Raw genomic sequence first — 17,697 nt, 5'->3', positions numbered from 1 at the left:
GGCGCGATACACGCTATGTCTCGAATACCGATCACACCCAGAGGATCCAGACATGTCCAGAACGAATGCCCAGATCACCCGCCGCGCCGCGATGGTCGGCGCCGCCGCGCTGCCGCTGACCGTTGCAGCAACGGCGTCGCGTGCCGCCGCCCCGATGATGGGGGCCGCAAGCGCGCCCTTCAACCGCCTTAAGCTGGGCGATTTCGAGGTCACCACCATTCTGGCCGGCAGCCGAACGGTCCCGGATCCGCAGCAGATCTTCGGCATGAACGCGTCACCCGAAGAATTCGCCAAGGTCTCCGCCGACGCAAATCTGCCCATCGACCGGGCCCGGTTCTTCTTTACCCCGACCCTGGTCAACACAGGGTCCGAGCTGATCCTTTTTGACACCGGGCTGTCGGCTGTGGGAACCACGGCGGCACTGACCGCCGCGGGATATACGCCGGACATGGTTGATATCGTGGTGATCACCCATATGCACGGCGATCATATCGGCGGGCTGATGAACGGCGACGCCCCGACCTATCCCAACGCACGCTACGTCACCGGGTCGGTGGAATTCGACGCCTGGGACATGGCCGGGAACGACACATTCGAGACCCAGATGCGCCCGTTGGCAGAACAGACCGCCATGATCGCGGGCGGCGCCGATGTTGCCCGCGGCATCACGGCAATCGAGGCGTTCGGCCATACGCCGGGTCACATGGCCTATATGCTTGAAAGCGGTGGCAAACAGCTGTTGCTGGGCGCGGATTTTGCCAACCATTACGTGTGGTCCCTGGCGCACCCGGACTGGGAGGTCAAGTTCGACCGCGACAAGGAGATGGCCGCCAAAACCCGGCGCAGGCTGCTGGATATGCTGGCCGCCGACACCGTGCCGATGATCGGCTATCACATGCCCTGGCCCGCAGTTGGGTATGTGCAGACCGACGGAGATGGCTATCGCTATGTGCCGCACAGCTATCAGCTGATGCTGTAGCGACGCGCCGGGGCCGGGTCCGGACCGGATGCCGGGCCTGATCCCGCTGCCATCGCCGCGCCACGGCCGGACAAGTGGCCCCCCCTTCCCTAGACCGCTGGCAATGGGCATATGCACCCAATGACCCAGGATACGTCACTTGCCCATTTCGAAATCATTGCCCGTGCCACGGTGTCGGACCTGCCACCTGCCTTTCACCCTGCAGCTGACGCGGTCGCGGTGCGGGTTGTGGATTGGCCGGATACGCCGATGCTGCGTGACTTGGGAATGGCCGACCGGTTGCAGTTGACCGGACTGTACGAGGGCGTGCCTCTGACCCAGAAATCCGTCTGGGATCAGCCCATGGGGCCAGATCTGGTCTGGCTGTTTCGCCAGCCGATTCTTGCCGAATGGCGCGAGCGGGGCGATGTCGCGCTGGACGACCTGATTGCCCATGTCACGATCCACGAATTTGCCCATCACTTTGGCTGGTCCGACGACGACATTGCACAAATCGACCGGTGGTGGGAATGAGCGCCGGACCGGGCCTTGCGCTCAGCCGGGGTCGCGCCATCGGTTAACGATGGGATACCGCCGATCCAGCCAGAACGCCCCCTTGGTCAGCCGCACACCGGGGGCGGACTGAAACCGCTTGTATTCGCTGATATAGATCAGATGCTCAACCTTCTTGGCCGTGGTCCGGTCGAACCCCGCAGCCACGCAATCGGCGATCGAGCCGTCGCGATCCACCAAAATCTCAAGCATTGCGTCCAGATCCGGATAATCCGGCAAGCTGTCGCTGTCCTTCTGATCCTCGCGCAGCTCGGCCGATGGCGGCTTGTCGATCACGCCCGCGCGGATCACCTCGCCCGCAGGGCCCATCATCCAGTCGCGGTGATTGGCATTGCGCCAGCGGCAGGTCTGAAACACGCGGGTCTTGTACAGATCCTTGATCGGGTTGTAACCGCCCGCCATGTCGCCATAGATCGTGGCATAACCCACCGCAACTTCGGATTTATTGCCGGTGGTCAGCAACATCTCGCCGAATTTGTTGCTCATCGCCATCAACAGCAACCCGCGCAGGCGGGACTGGATGTTCTCCTCGGTCAGGCCGGGTTCCAACCCTTCGAACAACGGTGCCAGCGTGCTGGTGATCGCGGCCCGCCCTTCGCTGATCGGCACATAATCGTATCGGCACCCCAGCGCACCGGCAACCGCCTCGGCGTCCTCAAGACTTTCGGCGCTGGTGTATTCCGACGGCAGCATGACGCAGCGCACATTATCCGCCCCCAATGCGTCCACCGCGATTGCGGCCACAATTGCGCTGTCCACCCCGCCTGAAAGGCCCAGCAGCACCTTTTTGAACCCGGTCTTGGCCATATAATCGCGCAGGGCGAGAACCATGGCATGGTAATCCTGCTCATACGCATCGGGATGGGCATGTTCCACACCCGGCACGATGCGCCAGCCTGTCTCGCCGCGTTCCAGATCCAGATGGGTGACATCTTCCTCAAAAAAGGGCATCTGCAACGCCAGTTCACCGCCCGGGTTCAAGGCGAATGTCCCGCCATCGAACACCTGATCGTCCTGTCCGCCCACCATGTTCAGATAGATCAGCGGCAGACCCGTTTCGACGACCCGCGCAACCATATGGTTCAACCGGGTTTCGAACTTGCCGCGGTAATAGGGAGAACCGTTCGGGACCAGCAGGAACTCGGCCCCCGTTTCGGCCAGGGTCTCGGCAACGTCCTCATGCCAGGCATCCTCGCAGATCGGGCTGCCGATGCGCACGTTGCCCACCGCATAGGGTCCGCCCAGCGGTCCGGCGTCAAATATCCGCACCTCGTCGAATACGGTTTCATTGGGCAGGTGATGCTTGCGTACCGTACTGACGATCTGGCCGCCCTTCAGGATCAGATAGGCGTTGTACAGCTGCGCCCCTTCCAGCCACGGACCGCCGATGGCCAGCGCCGGGCCATCGGCGCAGTCGGCGGCCAGCGCCCGCATCGCCTCGATGGCAGCAGTGTGAAAGGCGGGCTTCATCACAAGGTCTTGTGCGTTATAGCCGGTGATGAACATTTCCGGCAGCGCCACGAGATCGGCCCCCGCATCGGCCCCCCGCCGCCAAGCGGCGCGAGCCTTGGCGGCGTTGCCCGCCAGATCCCCGACCACCGGGTTCAACTGCGCCAATGTCACGCGAAATCGGTCAGCCATCCTGCCCTCATGCCATTCCCTGTTGCATGCCATTTACCAGATCAGACCGTGAGGGAAAGACAACATGACCAAAAGACATTGCCCCTGCGCCTGTGCTGGCCTAATTTCCCCGCAGATGACACGACGCCGGACAATTGCGGGGCAACGGACCATTTCATGACTCATCTCGGAACCTTTCGCCTCACCGGGCCAGGATTACTCCTGTCTGCGGCCCTCGTGCTGTCGCTGACCCTGGGCGCGGCCAGCCTCGCGCAGGCGCAGGACGGCGACGTGCTGACCACGCAGGACGACATCGGCGGGGTCTATAATGGCACCTTTCGAGGTGGCTTGCAGCACGGCACCGGCACCTACACCCTGCCCAACGGCTATGAATACACCGGCGAATGGGTCGATGGAGAAATCAAGGGCAAGGGCGTGGCCCGGTTTCCCAACGGCGCGATCTACGAAGGCGAGTTCGCAAAGGGCAAACCGGAAGGCGTGGGCAAGATCACTTTTGCCGACGGCGGAACCTACGAGGGCGAATGGGCTGACGGCGTGATCCAGGGTCAGGGCATCGCGACCTACGCCAACGGCGTGCACTATGAAGGCGGCTTTCAGAACGCGCAACACCACGGCACCGGCACCATGCGCACCCCGACGGGCTATGAATACACCGGCGACTGGGTTCAGGGCGCCAAGCAAGGCAAAGGGGTCATCACCTATTCCGACGGCGCGGTCTATGACGGCGAGATCAAGTCCGGCAAGCGCAGCGGTCAGGGCAAGCTGACCCTGCCGGACGGGCTGATTTATGTCGGCAGCTGGAGCAACGACCAGTTCGATGGCAGCGGCAAGCTGACCCAACCCAATGGCGACGTCTATACAGGCCAGTTCGTCGGCGGTCGGCGGCAGGGCAAAGGCCGGGTGGAATATGCCAATGGCGATATCTATGATGGCGATTTCACCGAAGACCGCCGCGACGGGGTCGGAACGTTCACCGGCACCGATGGCTATGTCTATATCGGCGACTGGAAGGCCGGCCAGATCGAAGGCACGGGCAAGGTCACCTATCCGGACGGCTCGGTCTATGTCGGGGACTTCATTGCCGATCTCGCGGACGGCACCGGCAAGATCACCTATCCCGACGGAGCAACATACGAGGGCAGCTGGGCCGCGGGCGTGATCGATGGCACCGGCACGGCAACCTATCCCAACGGCGTGGTCTACAAGGGCGAATTCAAGAACGCCTTGAACCACGGACAGGGCGTGATGACCTATTCCGATGGCTACCGCTATGAAGGCGAATGGGCACAGGGTCAGCGCGACGGCACCGGCGAGGCAACCTATGCCGATGGCACCGTTTATACCGGCCAGTTTCAGGCCAACCTGCGCCACGGCACCGGCGAGATCGTGATGGCAAACGGATTTAAATACGCCGGTCAATGGCAGAATGGCGAGATCAACGGCGAAGGTGTTGCCACCTATGCCAATGGCGACGTTTACGAAGGCAGCTTTAAGGACGGAAAACGCCAGGGCAACGGCACGATGCGCTATTCCAGTGGGCAGGAAGCGACCGGAAACTGGAAAAACGGCGCGCTGAATGACGGCGGCTGAACCGCGCGCTATCCTGGGGCGGACCAATCGGCAAAATTCGGCCTTCCCATTTCTGATCATCGCGATATAAGCTGACTCCATGACCAATGCCGCACATATCCCTATGCCGACCGCCACCTGTGGCGCGTCGCTGCGCGGCCTACTGATCCTAACGCGCCTCTGAGCGTGCCATTCGGCGCGCCCGCTCAGAGGATGCAGCCCGCGCGCCATTGGCCTTAGGACAGATACGAAAGAACCCGACATGACACAGACCACCGACAAAGATCGCGTATGGATCTTCGACACCACACTGCGTGACGGCGAGCAAAGCCCGGGCGCGACCATGACCCACGATGAAAAGCTCGAAATCGCCGGCCTGCTGGACGATATGGGCGTGGATATCATCGAGGCCGGCTTTCCCATCGCCTCCGAAGGCGATTTCAAGGCGGTATCGGACATCGCCAAAAACGCCCGAAACAGCGTGATCTGCGGTCTCGCACGCGCCAACCTGACCGATATCGACCGCTGCTGGGAAGCGATTCAGCACGCCGGGCGGCCGCGCATCCACACATTTATCGGCACTTCGCCGCTGCATCGCGCCATTCCCAACCTCACGATGGACGAAATGGCCGACCGCATCCATGAAACCGTGACCCATGCGCGCAACCTGTGCGACAATGTGCAGTGGTCGCCTATGGATGCCACCCGCACCGAATGGGACTATCTCTGCCGGGTCGTCGAAATCGCGATCAAGGCCGGAGCCAGCACCATCAACATCCCCGATACCGTGGGTTACACCGCCCCGGTGGAATCCGCCGAACTGATCCGACGGCTGATCGCCGAGGTGCCGGGGGCCGAAGACGTGATCTTTGCCACCCATTGCCACAACGATCTGGGCATGGCGACCGCCAACAGCCTGGCGGCTGTGGCCGGGGGTGCACGTCAGATCGAATGCACGATCAACGGGCTGGGCGAACGCGCCGGCAACACCGCGCTGGAAGAGGTGGTGATGGCGCTCAAGGTCCGTCACGACATCATGCCCTGGCGCACCGGGGTCGACACCACCAAGATCATGAACATCAGCCGCCGCGTCGCCACGGTCAGCGGTTTTCCCGTGCAGTTCAACAAGGCCATCGTCGGCAAGAATGCCTTTGCCCACGAAAGCGGTATCCATCAGGACGGGATGCTGAAAAACCCCGAGAACTTCGAAATCATGCGTCCGTCGGACGTGGGGCTTTCGGATACCAATCTTGTGATGGGCAAACATTCGGGCCGCGCCGCGCTGCGCGCCAAGCTGTCGGATCTGGGATTTGAGTTGGGCGACAACCAGCTCAAAGACGTGTTCGTGCGCTTCAAGGAACTCGCGGATCGCAAGAAAGAGGTCTATGACGACGATCTCGTCGCGCTGATGCGGGTGGGCGAAGACCCCGAAAACGACAGGCTCAAGATCAAGTCGCTGGCCGTGGTCTGCGGCACGGATGGCCCGCAAAAAGCCGATCTGGTGATGGCGATCGACGGGGTCGAGCACTCGACCACACAGACCGGCGACGGTCCGGTCGATGCCACGTTCAACGCGGTCAAGGCACTGTTCCCGCATGACGCGCAATTGCAGCTCTATCAGGTGCACGCCGTGACCGAGGGCACCGACGCCCAGGCCACCGTGTCCGTTCGGATGGAAGAGGACGGGCGCATCGTCACCGGCCAGTCCGCCGATACCGATACCGTCGTCGCCAGCGCCAAGGCCTATGTCAACGCGCTGAACCGGCTGATCGTGCGGCGGGCGAAATCCGCCCCCGGCAGCGACACGCGCGAAATCAACTGGAAAGACGTCAGCTGAGGCCAGACCCAAAGGTCCGGGCGGGATGTGACACGCCCGGACCCCCCGTGCCAGAGCGCGATTGGACTGGGCGGGGCAACTATATTGGCAGAACCGCGCAATTGTTACGTCACGCGGCGGGTTCCGGACCCTCCGATTGCCCCGATGCACAATTTATGTTTATCCTTTTTGGCGTGCAATTGTGAACGGCACTTAAGAAAGGATTAACGAATGGCTTTTTTCTTTGTAACTTTCGATATCAACCACGACGATGGATACGAACACTATCCGAAATTTGTCGAAGAGCTGAACAAGATACGGGCGCATCGCATCATGAACAACGCCTGTCTGGTCAATGTGAAAACCGGCAGCGCCAAAGCTCTGGTTGAGCACCTCAAAGCCCTTCTGGAAGAGACCGACCGCATCTTTGCAGCGCGGCTCGACACCGAAAACTCGTATTTCCTGCACGCCTATCCGGGAACCAACGAATGGCTCGAGCACAACCCTCTCCCGACCCCGGCTCCGATCAAACTGGACTCCTGACGCGTTCTCTCGGGGACCGGGCATCGCGCGACATTTCGGATTGCGCCGGGGACGGCGCAGTCTAAGCTGGCCCGAACCCCACAGAGAGGACATTCGATGCGAAACCCGATTTACCCGCTGCTGGCAGCGGCCTTGTTTGCGTTGCCCGCCTCGGCACAGACGCTGGAGCGGATCAAGGAAACCGGCGAGGTGCATTTCGGCTATCGCGTCGATGCCGCACCCTTGTCGTATCAGAATGCCAACGGCGATCCGGCGGGATATGCGCCGTTGATCTGCGTCCACATCGGTCAGGCCATCGCCAATTCGCTACAGATGACGGATCTCGAAGCGTCCTTTGTTCCGGTCGATGCCTCCAACCGGTTCGACAAGGTCGCCAGCGGCGAGATCGACCTTCTGTGTGGCGCGTCCACGATCACATTGACCCGGCGCGAGACGGTCGATTTCTCGGACCCGATCTATGTGGACGGAACGGCAATCCTGCAACTTCAGGGTGCATCCGGTAGCTTTCCGGATCTGGCGGGCAAGAAGCTCGGCGCACGCGATGCCACCACCACGCTTGAGGCGCTGAACACCACATTAGGAGAAACCGGGATGCAGGCCGACGTCGTGACCTTTGCCGACCATGACGCCGCAATTGCGGCGCTGGAGGCCAAGGACATCGACGCCTATTTCGCCGATCAGTCGATTCTGGCCAGCCTGATAGCCAACAGTGGCAAGGCCGAAACCCTGCAAATGTCCAGTGAAATCATGACCATCGAGAAACAAGGCCTGGCGCTGGCACGCGGCGACGCCGATTTCCGTCTGCTGGTCGATTTTGCCCTGTCCGAGCTCTATGCCAGTGGCCGTATGCGAGCGATTTTCGACGAGGCGATGCCCGGCGCGAAACCGGGCGCGGCCCTGCAGGCCATGTATCTGCTGGCCCCTACCGCGCGCTGATCTCCAAACAGTCCTGGGGTTCGGGCGTTCAGCGTCCGAACGCCGAATTCGCCACCCACTGGCGTTTCTTCCCGGCGGGGCCCATCTTCATCATCAGACAAGCGGTCCCGGCGTTCTGGAAATAGAACAGGTTCAGGTCGTACCACCCGGCAACCGGCGCTTCGACCTGGGTCACAACCGTGCCTTCGCAGGGATTGATGCCATCCGCGTACCCCACCTGCTGACCGCCAATCGTGGCCTCAAGCCCGTCATTGACGAAGAACTCGATGTCATAGACCCCCGGCGCGTCAATCTTGAAATACCCGGTGATCTGCGCCGCCAGATACCAGGGCGCAGTTGCCGTCAGCGCGTTTTCGCCAAACTCGGTATCGCGATAATCCAGCCCCCGCAACGGCTTGCCCGGTTTGGCAGTCGAGTTGTAGATGCTATGTGCAAGTCGCAGCGATTTGAACTTGTCCGACGCATAGCCGTATTTGACGTTCAGACCGCTCTTGAGCCCGCTCGGTTGCGGGTTGGCAGGTTTCAGCTTGAGCGGCGCGGCTGACAGTGCCGAGGTGCAGGCCAGACCTAACGCGGCGACAATCCCCAATACAACAGACTTCATGACGTTCCCCCTGTTTTGACAGAACCCTAGAACAGCACCGTCCCTGCGACAAGATTGCCGCGGCGTTCCCCTTCATATGCCCTGGCCGATTGTCAGATCGCACAATCACACCCGCAAATGGGGAAGTTTTCGCGCACTCAACCCGCTGTCCGCCCTGCGGCAGTCCGATTCGCCGGGCGTGCTGGCGAATTCGCGCTGACCGGTGCGCATTCGGACCTTTCACCTATGTCTGTGGAAGCCTATAACACAGTCGGCCTGCTTGCTTTCACGAGTCGCGGACCCAATGGCAGTACACTACAGGATCCCGCACATGTCTTGGTTTGGAAATTTTGGTGGACTCTTTGCTGCGGACATGGCGATCGATCTGGGCACGGCCAATACATTGGTCTACGTCAAGGGGCGCGGCATAATCCTCAGCGAACCGTCGGTGGTGGCCTATCACGTCAAGGACGGCGTGAAAAAGGTGCTGGCCGTGGGAGAGGACGCCAAGCTGATGCTGGGCCGCACCCCCGGCAGCATTGAGGCAATCCGCCCGATGCGCGAAGGTGTGATCGCCGATTTCGACACCGCCGAAGAGATGATCAAGCATTTCATCCGCAAGGTGCATAAACGCTCGACCTTCTCCAAGCCCAAGATCATCGTCTGCGTCCCCCATGGCGCAACCCCGGTGGAAAAACGCGCGATCCGCCAGTCGGTCCTGTCCGCCGGTGCCCGCAAGGCCGGGCTGATCGCAGAACCCATCGCGGCGGCCATCGGCGCGGGCATGCCCATCACCGATCCCACCGGAAACATGGTGGTGGACATCGGCGGCGGCACCACCGAGGTCGCGGTGCTGTCCCTGGGCGACATCGTCTATGCCCGCTCGGTGCGGGTCGGCGGAGACCGCATGGATGAGGCGATCATTTCCTATCTGCGGCGCCAGCAGAACCTGTTGATCGGCGAATCCACCGCCGAACGCATCAAGACCAGCATCGGCAGCGCCCGGATGCCCGACGACGGGCGCGGGGCCTCGATGCAGATCCGTGGTCGCGACCTGTTGAACGGTGTCCCCAAGGAGATCGAGATCAGCCAGGCCCAGGTGGCCGAGGCGCTGGCCGAACCGGTGCAGCAGATCTGCGAAGCGGTGATGACCGCGCTGGAAACCACACCGCCCGACCTGGCCGCGGATATCGTCGACCGGGGCGTGATGCTGACCGGCGGTGGCGCGCTGCTGGGCGATCTGGATCTGGCGCTGCGCGAACAGACCGGGCTGGCGGTGTCGATTGCCGATGAATCGCTGAATTGTGTTGCTCTGGGCACCGGCAAGGCCTTGGAATACGAAAAACAGCTGCGCCACGCAATTGACTACGACAGCTAGGGCGCGCACCCTTTAGTAATGTGAACAACCGGCGTCAAACCGCGCCGTAGCAGAGGTTCCATTGGCCAAGGACCGTTCGCACCGCGATGATTATGCTGGCCCCCTGCGTCGCTTTCTGCTGGGGGTGATTTGCCTGTGTCTGCTGGCAATCTTTCTGGTCTGGCGCATCGACAGCCCCCGCGTCGAGCGGTTTCGCGCTCAGGTGACCGACCGGGTCGTGCCGGGCATGAGCTGGGCCATGGCGCCGGTCACGGGCGCAATCAATCTGGTGCGCGATTTCCAGAGCTATCAGCGCCTGACCGAACAGAACCGGGAACTGCGCAGCGAACTGCGTCAGATGCAGGCCTGGAAAGAGGCGGCGTTGCAGCTGGAGCAGGAAAACGCCCGGCTGCTGGATCTGAACCATGTCCGTCTTGACCCGCGTCTGACCTATGTGACCGGGGTGGTGATGGCCGACAGCGGCTCGCCTTTTCGCCAATCGGTGCTGTTGAACGTGGGCGCGCGCGACGGCATTGTCGACGGATGGGCCGCAATGGACGGTATCGGGCTGGTCGGGCGAATCTCGGGCACCGGTCAATCCACCGCACGGGTGATTCTGCTGACCGACGCGGCCAGTTCGGTGCCCGCATTGATTCAGCCTTCGGGCCAAAGCGCGCTGATTGCGGGTGACAATTCCGCCGCGCCCGTGATCGACTTTCTCGAGAACCCCGATCTGGTGCGCCCCGGCGACCGGGTGGTCAGTTCAGGCGATGGCGGCGTTTTCCCCCCCGGATTGCTGATTGGCCAGGTCGCAGCCGACCCTTCCGGTCGGCTGCGGGTACGTCTGGCTGCGGATTACGAGCGGCTCGAATTCCTGCGGGTGCTGCGCCATCACGGTGCCGAGGGCATTGCCGATCCAGGCGGAATTGTCAGCGATGGCGCGCCGCCCAGTTTGATCGGCCCCAAACAACCCACAGGTGGCGCGGATGGGTAAGCTGTCGGTGCCCCATATCTGGTCCATGCGCATCTGGTTCCTGGGTCTGGCGCTGGCGATCATGTTCTTTCATCTGTTGCCGCTGGACACGCAGCCGCGTCGCTGGGCACCGCCGGACCTGTTGATCGCCTTTGGGTTCGCATGGATCATGCGCAGGCCGGACTATGTTCCAGCGTTCTTGCTGGCCGGTGTGATGCTGTTGGCCGACCTGCTGTTCCAACGCCCCCCCGGCCTGCTTGCCCTTCTGGTGGTGCTGGGAAGCGAATACCTCAAGAACCAGGCCGCCGGGCTGAGCGAGGCCAGCTTTGTGGGGGAATGGATTTCGGTCTGTTTCGTTATCGCCGCAATCACGCTGTTGTATCGGTTGGTCCTAACCCTCACATTGGTGCAGCAGGCCCCGCTGGCGCTCAACCTGATCCAGATGGTGCTGACCATGGTGGTATACCCGCTGGTGGTATTTGTGACGCAAACCCTGATGGGCGTGCGCAGATTGTCGCCCGGCGACGCCGAAGTCTTTGGAGCGCGCGGATGAAACGAAACCCGAAAGAGCTGGACAGCATCCACCGCAAGCTGACCCGCCGTACGCTGATTCTGGGCGCGGCACAGCTCGGCGTGGTCGGCACGTTGGGCATGCGGATGCGCTATATGCAGGTCGAGCAGGCCGACCAGTTTCGTCTGCTGGCCGAAGAAAACCGCATCAACATCCGCCTGATCCCACCCGCGCGGGGCGAGCTGTTCGACCGCAACGGCAAGGTTATCGCGCAAAACTCGCCCAGCTATCGCATCATCATCGTACGGGAAGACGCCGGTGACGTCGAAAAGGTGATCGCCGACCTGTCACGGCTGGTCAAACTGGACGAAGAAGATCTGAACCGGGCGATGACCGAAATGCGTCGCAGCCCGCCGTTTCTGCCGATCACCCTGGCCGATCAGGTCACCTGGAACGAAATCAGCAAGGTTGCCGTCAATGCCCCCGCACTGCCCGGCATTACTCCCGAGGTCGGCCTGACCCGCGACTATCCGCAGGGCGCGGATCTGGCGCATGTGGTCGGCTATGTCGGGCCGGTCAGCGATTATGACCTGGGCCAGATCGCCGATCCCGAACCGGTGCTGCGCATTCCGCGATTCCAGATCGGCAAGGTCGGCCTTGAAGCCAAGCGCGAGGACGTTTTGCGCGGCAAGGCCGGGGCCAAGCGGGTCGAGGTCAACGCGACCGGGCGCATCATGCGCGAACTGGACCGGCGCGAGGGTCAGTCAGGCGCGGATCTGCAATTGTCGGTCGATGCCGATCTGCAAGGCTATGTGCAGGCCCGCCTGGGCAGTGAAAGCGCCGCCGCCGTGATCATCGATTGCGAAACCGGCGATTTGCGGGCGATTTGCTCATCACCCAGCTTTGACCCAAACCTGTTCGTACGCGGCATCTCGGTCGCGGATTATCGCGGCCTGACCACCAATCCCTACCGCCCGCTGGCAAACAAGTCGGTCCAGGGCACCTACCCACCCGGGTCGACCTTCAAGATGGTGACCGGTCTTGCCGCGCTCGAGGCGGGGTTGATTGGCGCGGGCGACACCGTCTGGTGCCCCGGTTACCTCGAGGTTTCGGGACGCCGCTTTCACTGTTGGAAACGCGGCGGCCATGGCCACGTCAACCTGAATGCATCGCTCAAACGCAGCTGCGATGTCTATTATTACGATGTGGCGCTCAAGGTCGGAATCGACAAGATCTCGGAAATGGCAAAACGCCTTGGCTTGGGCGTGCGGCACGACCTGCCGATGTCCGCCGTCGCCGAAGGCCTGGCACCCGATCGCGCCTGGAAGCAACGGGTGCATGACGATGTCTGGCGCGTCGGCGACACCGCCAACTCGTCGATCGGTCAGGGTTTTATGCTGGCTTCGCCACTGCAGCTGGCGGTCATGTCTGCGCGCATTGCCACCGGCCGTGCCGTCACGCCGCGGTTGGTGAAATCGATCAACGGCGTCGAACAACCCAGCGGCGCGGGAGATCCCATGGGGCTGAACGAAAACAACCTGCGCCAGGTCCGGCGCGGCATGTATGACGTCAGCAACGATCGGCGCGGCACCGCCTATCGCAGCCGCATCATCGCCGAGGAATTCCGCATGGCCGGCAAGACCGGCACCAGCCAGGTGCGCAACATCACCAAGGCCGAGCGCGCCGCCGGCGTCATCAACAACCGCGACCTGCCCTGGGAACGGCGCGACCACGCACTGTTCGTTTGCTTTGCGCCCTTTGACAAACCGAAATATGCGGTCTCGGTGGTGGTGGAACACGGCGGTGGGGGCTCGACAGCCGCAGCGCCGATCGCACGGGACCTGCTGTTGCAAGCGTTGTACGACGGCACGCCGCCGCTGACCGCCTATCCAAAAGGCGATCGCGGCAAGATCCGGGCCCAGCAGGAACAGCTGCATCGCGATTACCCCGGCATCGCCGCCCCGGCAAGCGACCGCGCATGAGCTATCTCGAACATAACGTCAAATCGACTCCGACCGGGGTCCGCAAGATATTGCATATGAACTGGCCCCTGACCCTGCTTCTGTGCAGCGTCGCCAGCGTCGGTTTCCTGATGCTGTATTCGGTCGCCGGCGGATCGTTCACGCCCTGGGCCGAACCGCAGATCAAGCGCTTTGTGCTTGGGCTGGCGGTGATGACGGTGGTGGCCATGGTGCCAATCTGGTTCTGGCGCAATATGGCGGTGGTGGCCTATGGCCTGTCAGTGCTGCTGTTGATCCTGGTCGAAGTCATGGGGACGGTCGGCATGGGTGCCCAGCGCTGGATTGACCTTGGGTTCATGCGCCTGCAACCCAGCGAACTGATGAAAATCACGCTGGTGATGCTGTTGGCGGCCTATTACGACTGGCTTCCCGCCAAACGCACGTCGCACCCGTTCTGGGTGTTGATACCGGTGATCATGATCCTTTTCCCGACCTTCCTGGTGCTGCGTCAACCGGATCTTGGCACCTCGATCCTGCTGGTGACGGCAGGGGGCGGACTGATGTTTCTGGCCGGGGTTCACTGGGTGTACTTCGCCGCCGTGATTGCCGCAGCGATTGGTCTGGTCAGCGCCGTGTTCCAGAGCCGCGGCACCGATTGGCAATTGCTCAAGGACTATCAGTACCGGCGCATCGATACCTTCCTGGACCCGTCCACCGACCCCCTTGGCGCGGGTTATCACATCACCCAGTCCAAGATTGCGCTGGGGTCGGGGGGCTGGACCGGGCGCGGTTTCATGCAGGGCACCCAGTCGCGGCTGAATTTTCTGCCGGAAAAGCACACCGATTTCATCTTTACCACATTGGCCGAAGAATTCGGCTTTGTCGGCGGCTTCTCCCTGCTGACGCTCTATACCCTGATTATTCTGTTCTGCATCGCCACCGCAATGGCCACGCGCGACCGGTTTTCCGCGCTGGTCACCTTGGGGATCGCGATCAACTTCTTCCTGTTTTTCGCCGTCAACATGTCGATGGTCATGGGCCTTGCCCCGGTGGTGGGCGTGCCCCTGCCGATGGTCAGCTATGGCGGCTCGGCCATGCTGGTGCTGATGGTCGCGTTCGGCATTGTCCACAGTGCCCATATCCACCGCCCCCGCCAACAAGGATACTGACCTTACAATGACCGTGAACATCCTGTTTGCCGCCAAGGCAGAACGCTGGGACAGCTATCGGACCCCGCTCACCGCAGCCCTGCGCGCCGCCGGGATTGATTTTGATTTACGAACCGATTTTGCACCCGCCGATGTGGACTATATCGTCTATGCCCCCAACAGCACGGTACAGGATTTCACCCCCTACACGCGCCTTAGGGCCGTGCTCAACCTCTGGGCCGGAGTCGAGGATGTGGTTGACAACGACACTCTGCACGTGCCGCTGGCCCGGATGGTCGATCATGGACTGACCCAGGGGATGATCGAATGGGTGACAGGCCACGTGCTGCGCCACCACCTGGAGATGGACAAGCACCTATTCGGTCAGGATGGCGTCTGGCGCACCCACGTTCCGCCGCTGGCGCAGGACCGCCCGGTCACCATCCTGGGCATGGGCGAACTTGGCAGGGCCTGTGCCGCGACCCTTGCGGGTTTGGGCTTTCCGGTCACCGGCTGGGGCCGCACCGCCCGCACGGTGCCGGATGTCACCACCTGTCATGGGGCAAACGGGCTGGACGCCGCCCTCTCACAGGCGCAGATCCTTGTGCTGCTGCTGCCCGATACTCCGGCCACCGCCAACATCCTGTCCGCGGATACTCTGGCCATGTTGCCCCGTGGAGCGCACATCCTGAACCCGGGGCGCGGCACGCTGATCGACGACACCGATCTTCTGGCGGCCCTGGACAGCGGCCATATTGCCCGCGCCACGCTGGACGTGTTCCGCACCGAACCCTTGCCCGCCAATCATCCCTATTGGGCGCATCCAAAGGTCACGGTCACCCCGCATATCGCCTCGGCCACCCGGGAAACCAGCGCCAGCCGTGTCATCGCCGAAAACATCCGGCGCGGGGAAGCGGGCGAGCCGTTTCTCAACCTCGTCGACCGCAGCCTCGGCTACTGACCACGCCCTTTCCTCTTGCCGGAAATATCCCCGCCGGAGGCTTGCGCCAAAGGCGCAATCGGTTCCATAGCATTTCGCCTTAACCCGCGCCCAATCCACGCCCCTTCAGCAATGCCTCGACACCGGGCAACCGCCCCCGGAATGCCTTGTACAAAACATCCGGTTCCCTTGATCCGCCGGTTGACAGGATGTTATCTTCAAGCGCCTGCGCACGTTCGGGGTCAAACGCGCCGCCCGCCTCTTCAAAGCCGGCAAAGGCATCCGCATCCATCACCTCGGACCACATATAGCTGTAATAGCCGCTCGAATATCCATCCCCGGCAAAGACATGGGCAAAATGCGGCGTAGCGTGGCGCATGCCGATGGCATCGGGCATCCCCAGATCGGCAAGAACCTCGGCCTGTCGCGCCATCGGATCGGCAGGCGGCTCACCTTCGTGAAAGGCCAGATCGACCAGTGCCGAGGCGATGTATTCCACGGTCTGGAACCCCATGTCGAAATTCGCTGCGGCCAAGACCTTGTCCAGCATCGCCTTGGGCATCGCTTCGCCGGTTGTTGCATGGGTGGCGAATTCGCCCAGAACCTCGGGCACTTCCAGCCAATGCTCATACAGCTGGCTGGGCAATTCGACAAAATCCCGCGCCACCGAGGTGCCGGAAATACTTTCATAGGTCACATCCGACAGCATCTGGTGCAGCGCATGACCAAATTCGTGAAACAGGGTGCGCGCATCGTCCCAGGACAACAGCGCCGGATCGCCCTTGGCGAAATTACACACGTTGATCACCACCGGGGCCTGCGGCTGTGGAAATTTGGCCTGGGCGCGCATCGCGCTGCACCATGCACCCGAGCGTTTGCTGCCGCGGGCGAAATAGTCTCCGATGAACACCGCCACATGCGCGCCGTTTCGGGTCACCTCCCAGGCGCGGCAGTCCGGGTGATACAGCGCGATGTCCAGCGGCGCGAACTGCAGTCCGAACAGACGGTTGGCGCATGAAAACGCCGCCTCGATCATCCGCTCAAGCTGCAGATAGGGCTTCACCGCCGCTTCATCCAGATCGTGCTCGGCCTTGCGGCGCTTCTGCGCATAATAGCGCCAGTCCCAGGCTTCCAGCGCCCCGTTCACCCCGTCGGCCTGCATCATCCGCGTCAGCAGCTCGGCATCCGCATCCGCGCATGCCCTGGCCGGTGCCCAGACCGCCATCAACAGGTCGCGCACCTTGTCCGGGCTGCGCGCCATCTCGGTTTCCAGCTTATAGTCGGCAAAGCTGTCATAGCCCAGCAGCGCCGCCCGTTCCGCCCGCAACTTCAGGATCTCGGCCGCAATGGCCCGGTTGTCCGTTTCCCCACCGTTCGCGCCACGCGCCGCCCAGGCCCGATAGGCCCGTCGGCGCAGATCCCGCCGTGGCGAAAACTGCAAAAACGGCACGATGATCGACCGCGACAGGGTAACGATCGGCCCGTCCAGCCCCTTGTCCCTGCCCGCCGCAACTGCGGCATCGACGACAAATTGCGGCAGCCCCTCCAGATCGGCCCGATCCAGTTCCATGTGCCAATCGCGCTCATCCGCCAGCAGGTTCTGGGTGAACTGGGTGCCCAGCGTCGCCAACCGGCCCTTGATGTCTTTCATACGCCCCTTCTGCGCCCCTTCCAGGGCTGCGCCCGCGCGCACGAAACCGCGATGTGTCAGCATCAGCACCCGCGCCTGCTCATCCGTCAGCCCCAGATCGTCCCGGCGCGCCCACAAATCTTCCACACGCCGAAACAGTACCGTGTTGGCGGAAATATCGGCATAATGCGCCGCCAGCTTCGGCGAAAACATCCGTTGCAACTCTTCCCGTCTGGGATTGCTGTCCGCCCCCGCAACGGTGAAGAACACCGACAAAACCTTGTCCAGTGCCGCGCCCGCCGCCTCCAGGGCCTCGACCGTATTGGCAAAGCTGGCCGTATCCGGATTGTCGGCGATGGCCACAATCTCGGCCTGGTGTTCCGCCAGGGCCGTGTCCAGCGCCGGGGCGAAATCCTCGTCGGAAATCGCATCGAACGGCGCAATCTGAAACGGCGTGGTCCAGTCGGACAGGATCGGGTTGCTCATGCTGGGTCTCCTTTGGCCCCAAGCTAGGCACCCGCCCCAGCGCCTGCAATGGCGGAAATGGAGCTTACGCGA

15 protein-coding genes are annotated in these 17,697 nt (G+C 62.3%); 12 read left to right on the top strand and 3 right to left on the bottom strand.

All coding sequences use genetic code 11. The annotated features are described in order from the left end of the window. Nucleotides 1–52: 52 nt before the first annotated feature. The gene (locus NANH_RS0117560; protein ID WP_027263236.1) at nt 53–979 is read left to right on the top strand and encodes an MBL fold metallo-hydrolase; all 927 of its coding nucleotides are present in this window, start codon (nt 53–55) and stop codon (nt 977–979) included. A gap of 120 nt (nt 980–1,099) precedes the next feature. Beyond that, nucleotides 1,100–1,492: a metallopeptidase family protein gene (locus NANH_RS0117555; protein ID WP_027263235.1), complete on the top strand. Its 393-nt coding sequence runs from the start codon at nt 1,100–1,102 to the stop codon at nt 1,490–1,492. A gap of 21 nt (nt 1,493–1,513) precedes the next feature. Here NANH_RS0117555 and NANH_RS0117550 read toward each other — a convergent pair whose 3' ends face one another. After that, nucleotides 1,514–3,172, bottom strand: a complete 1,659-nt coding sequence (locus NANH_RS0117550; protein ID WP_027263234.1) for an NAD+ synthase — start codon at nt 3,170–3,172, stop codon at nt 1,514–1,516. Nucleotides 3,173–3,328: 156 nt separating this feature from the next. Between NANH_RS0117550 and NANH_RS0117545 the strand changes: the two genes are divergently transcribed. The 4 genes from NANH_RS0117545 (at nt 3,329) to NANH_RS0117530 (ending at nt 8,036) form a co-directional block, all read left to right on the top strand. After that, nucleotides 3,329–4,762, top strand: coding sequence for an MORN repeat-containing protein (locus tag NANH_RS0117545; RefSeq protein WP_051372497.1), 1,434 nt, complete (start codon nt 3,329–3,331; stop codon nt 4,760–4,762). 241 nt (nt 4,763–5,003) lie between these two features. Beyond that, complete coding sequence (locus NANH_RS0117540) at nt 5,004–6,578, top strand: 2-isopropylmalate synthase (protein ID WP_027263232.1); 1,575 nt, start codon at nt 5,004–5,006, stop codon at nt 6,576–6,578. A gap of 210 nt (nt 6,579–6,788) precedes the next feature. Beyond that, entirely contained in the window at nt 6,789–7,100 is a 312-nt protein-coding gene (locus tag NANH_RS0117535) for a hypothetical protein (RefSeq protein ID WP_027263231.1), read from the top strand. Nucleotides 7,101–7,196: 96 nt separating this feature from the next. Then, on the top strand, nt 7,197–8,036 hold the full coding sequence (locus tag NANH_RS0117530; RefSeq protein WP_027263230.1) for an amino acid ABC transporter substrate-binding protein: 840 nt from the start codon (nt 7,197–7,199) through the stop codon (nt 8,034–8,036). Between the two features lie 28 nt (nt 8,037–8,064). Here NANH_RS0117530 and NANH_RS0117525 read toward each other — a convergent pair whose 3' ends face one another. Further along, on the bottom strand, nt 8,065–8,640 hold the full coding sequence (locus tag NANH_RS0117525; protein ID WP_027263229.1) for a PA14 domain-containing protein: 576 nt from the start codon (nt 8,638–8,640) through the stop codon (nt 8,065–8,067). 310 nt (nt 8,641–8,950) lie between these two features. Between NANH_RS0117525 and NANH_RS0117515 the strand changes: the two genes are divergently transcribed. From NANH_RS0117515 to NANH_RS0117490, 6 genes are all read left to right on the top strand, one after another. Further along, on the top strand, nt 8,951–9,997 hold the full coding sequence (locus NANH_RS0117515) for a rod shape-determining protein (RefSeq protein WP_027263228.1): 1,047 nt from the start codon (nt 8,951–8,953) through the stop codon (nt 9,995–9,997). Nucleotides 9,998–10,058: 61 nt separating this feature from the next. Continuing rightward, nucleotides 10,059–10,970 carry a rod shape-determining protein MreC gene (gene mreC / locus NANH_RS26520; RefSeq protein ID WP_036050003.1) on the top strand — a complete coding sequence of 304 codons (912 nt, stop codon included), beginning with the start codon at nt 10,059–10,061 and terminating at the stop codon, nt 10,968–10,970. Next, a complete protein-coding gene (locus NANH_RS0117505) occupies nt 10,963–11,502 on the top strand; it encodes a hypothetical protein (RefSeq protein WP_027263227.1) in 540 nt (179 codons plus the stop codon). The genes mreC and NANH_RS0117505 overlap by 8 nt, the downstream gene beginning before the upstream one ends. After that, the gene (mrdA, locus tag NANH_RS0117500) at nt 11,499–13,442 is read left to right on the top strand and encodes a penicillin-binding protein 2 (RefSeq protein WP_027263226.1); all 1,944 of its coding nucleotides are present in this window, start codon (nt 11,499–11,501) and stop codon (nt 13,440–13,442) included. Before NANH_RS0117505 ends, mrdA begins: the two co-directional genes overlap by 4 nt. Beyond that, on the top strand, nt 13,439–14,590 hold the full coding sequence (gene rodA, locus NANH_RS0117495; protein ID WP_027263225.1) for a rod shape-determining protein RodA: 1,152 nt from the start codon (nt 13,439–13,441) through the stop codon (nt 14,588–14,590). The genes mrdA and rodA overlap by 4 nt, the downstream gene beginning before the upstream one ends. A gap of 7 nt (nt 14,591–14,597) precedes the next feature. Beyond that, complete coding sequence (locus tag NANH_RS0117490; RefSeq protein WP_027263224.1) at nt 14,598–15,530, top strand: 2-hydroxyacid dehydrogenase; 933 nt, start codon at nt 14,598–14,600, stop codon at nt 15,528–15,530. Nucleotides 15,531–15,609: 79 nt separating this feature from the next. Here NANH_RS0117490 and NANH_RS0117485 read toward each other — a convergent pair whose 3' ends face one another. After that, the gene (locus NANH_RS0117485; RefSeq protein ID WP_027263223.1) at nt 15,610–17,625 is read right to left on the bottom strand and encodes a M3 family metallopeptidase; all 2,016 of its coding nucleotides are present in this window, start codon (nt 17,623–17,625) and stop codon (nt 15,610–15,612) included. Nucleotides 17,626–17,697: the final 72 nt, after the last annotated feature.

It is taken from the genome of Sedimentitalea nanhaiensis DSM 24252 (assembly GCF_000473225.1).
Lineage (GTDB): Bacteria > Pseudomonadota > Alphaproteobacteria > Rhodobacterales > Rhodobacteraceae > Sedimentitalea > Sedimentitalea nanhaiensis.
The sequence above is the reverse complement of the archived record's forward strand: the minus strand, read 5'-3'. Positions and strand labels throughout refer to the sequence as shown.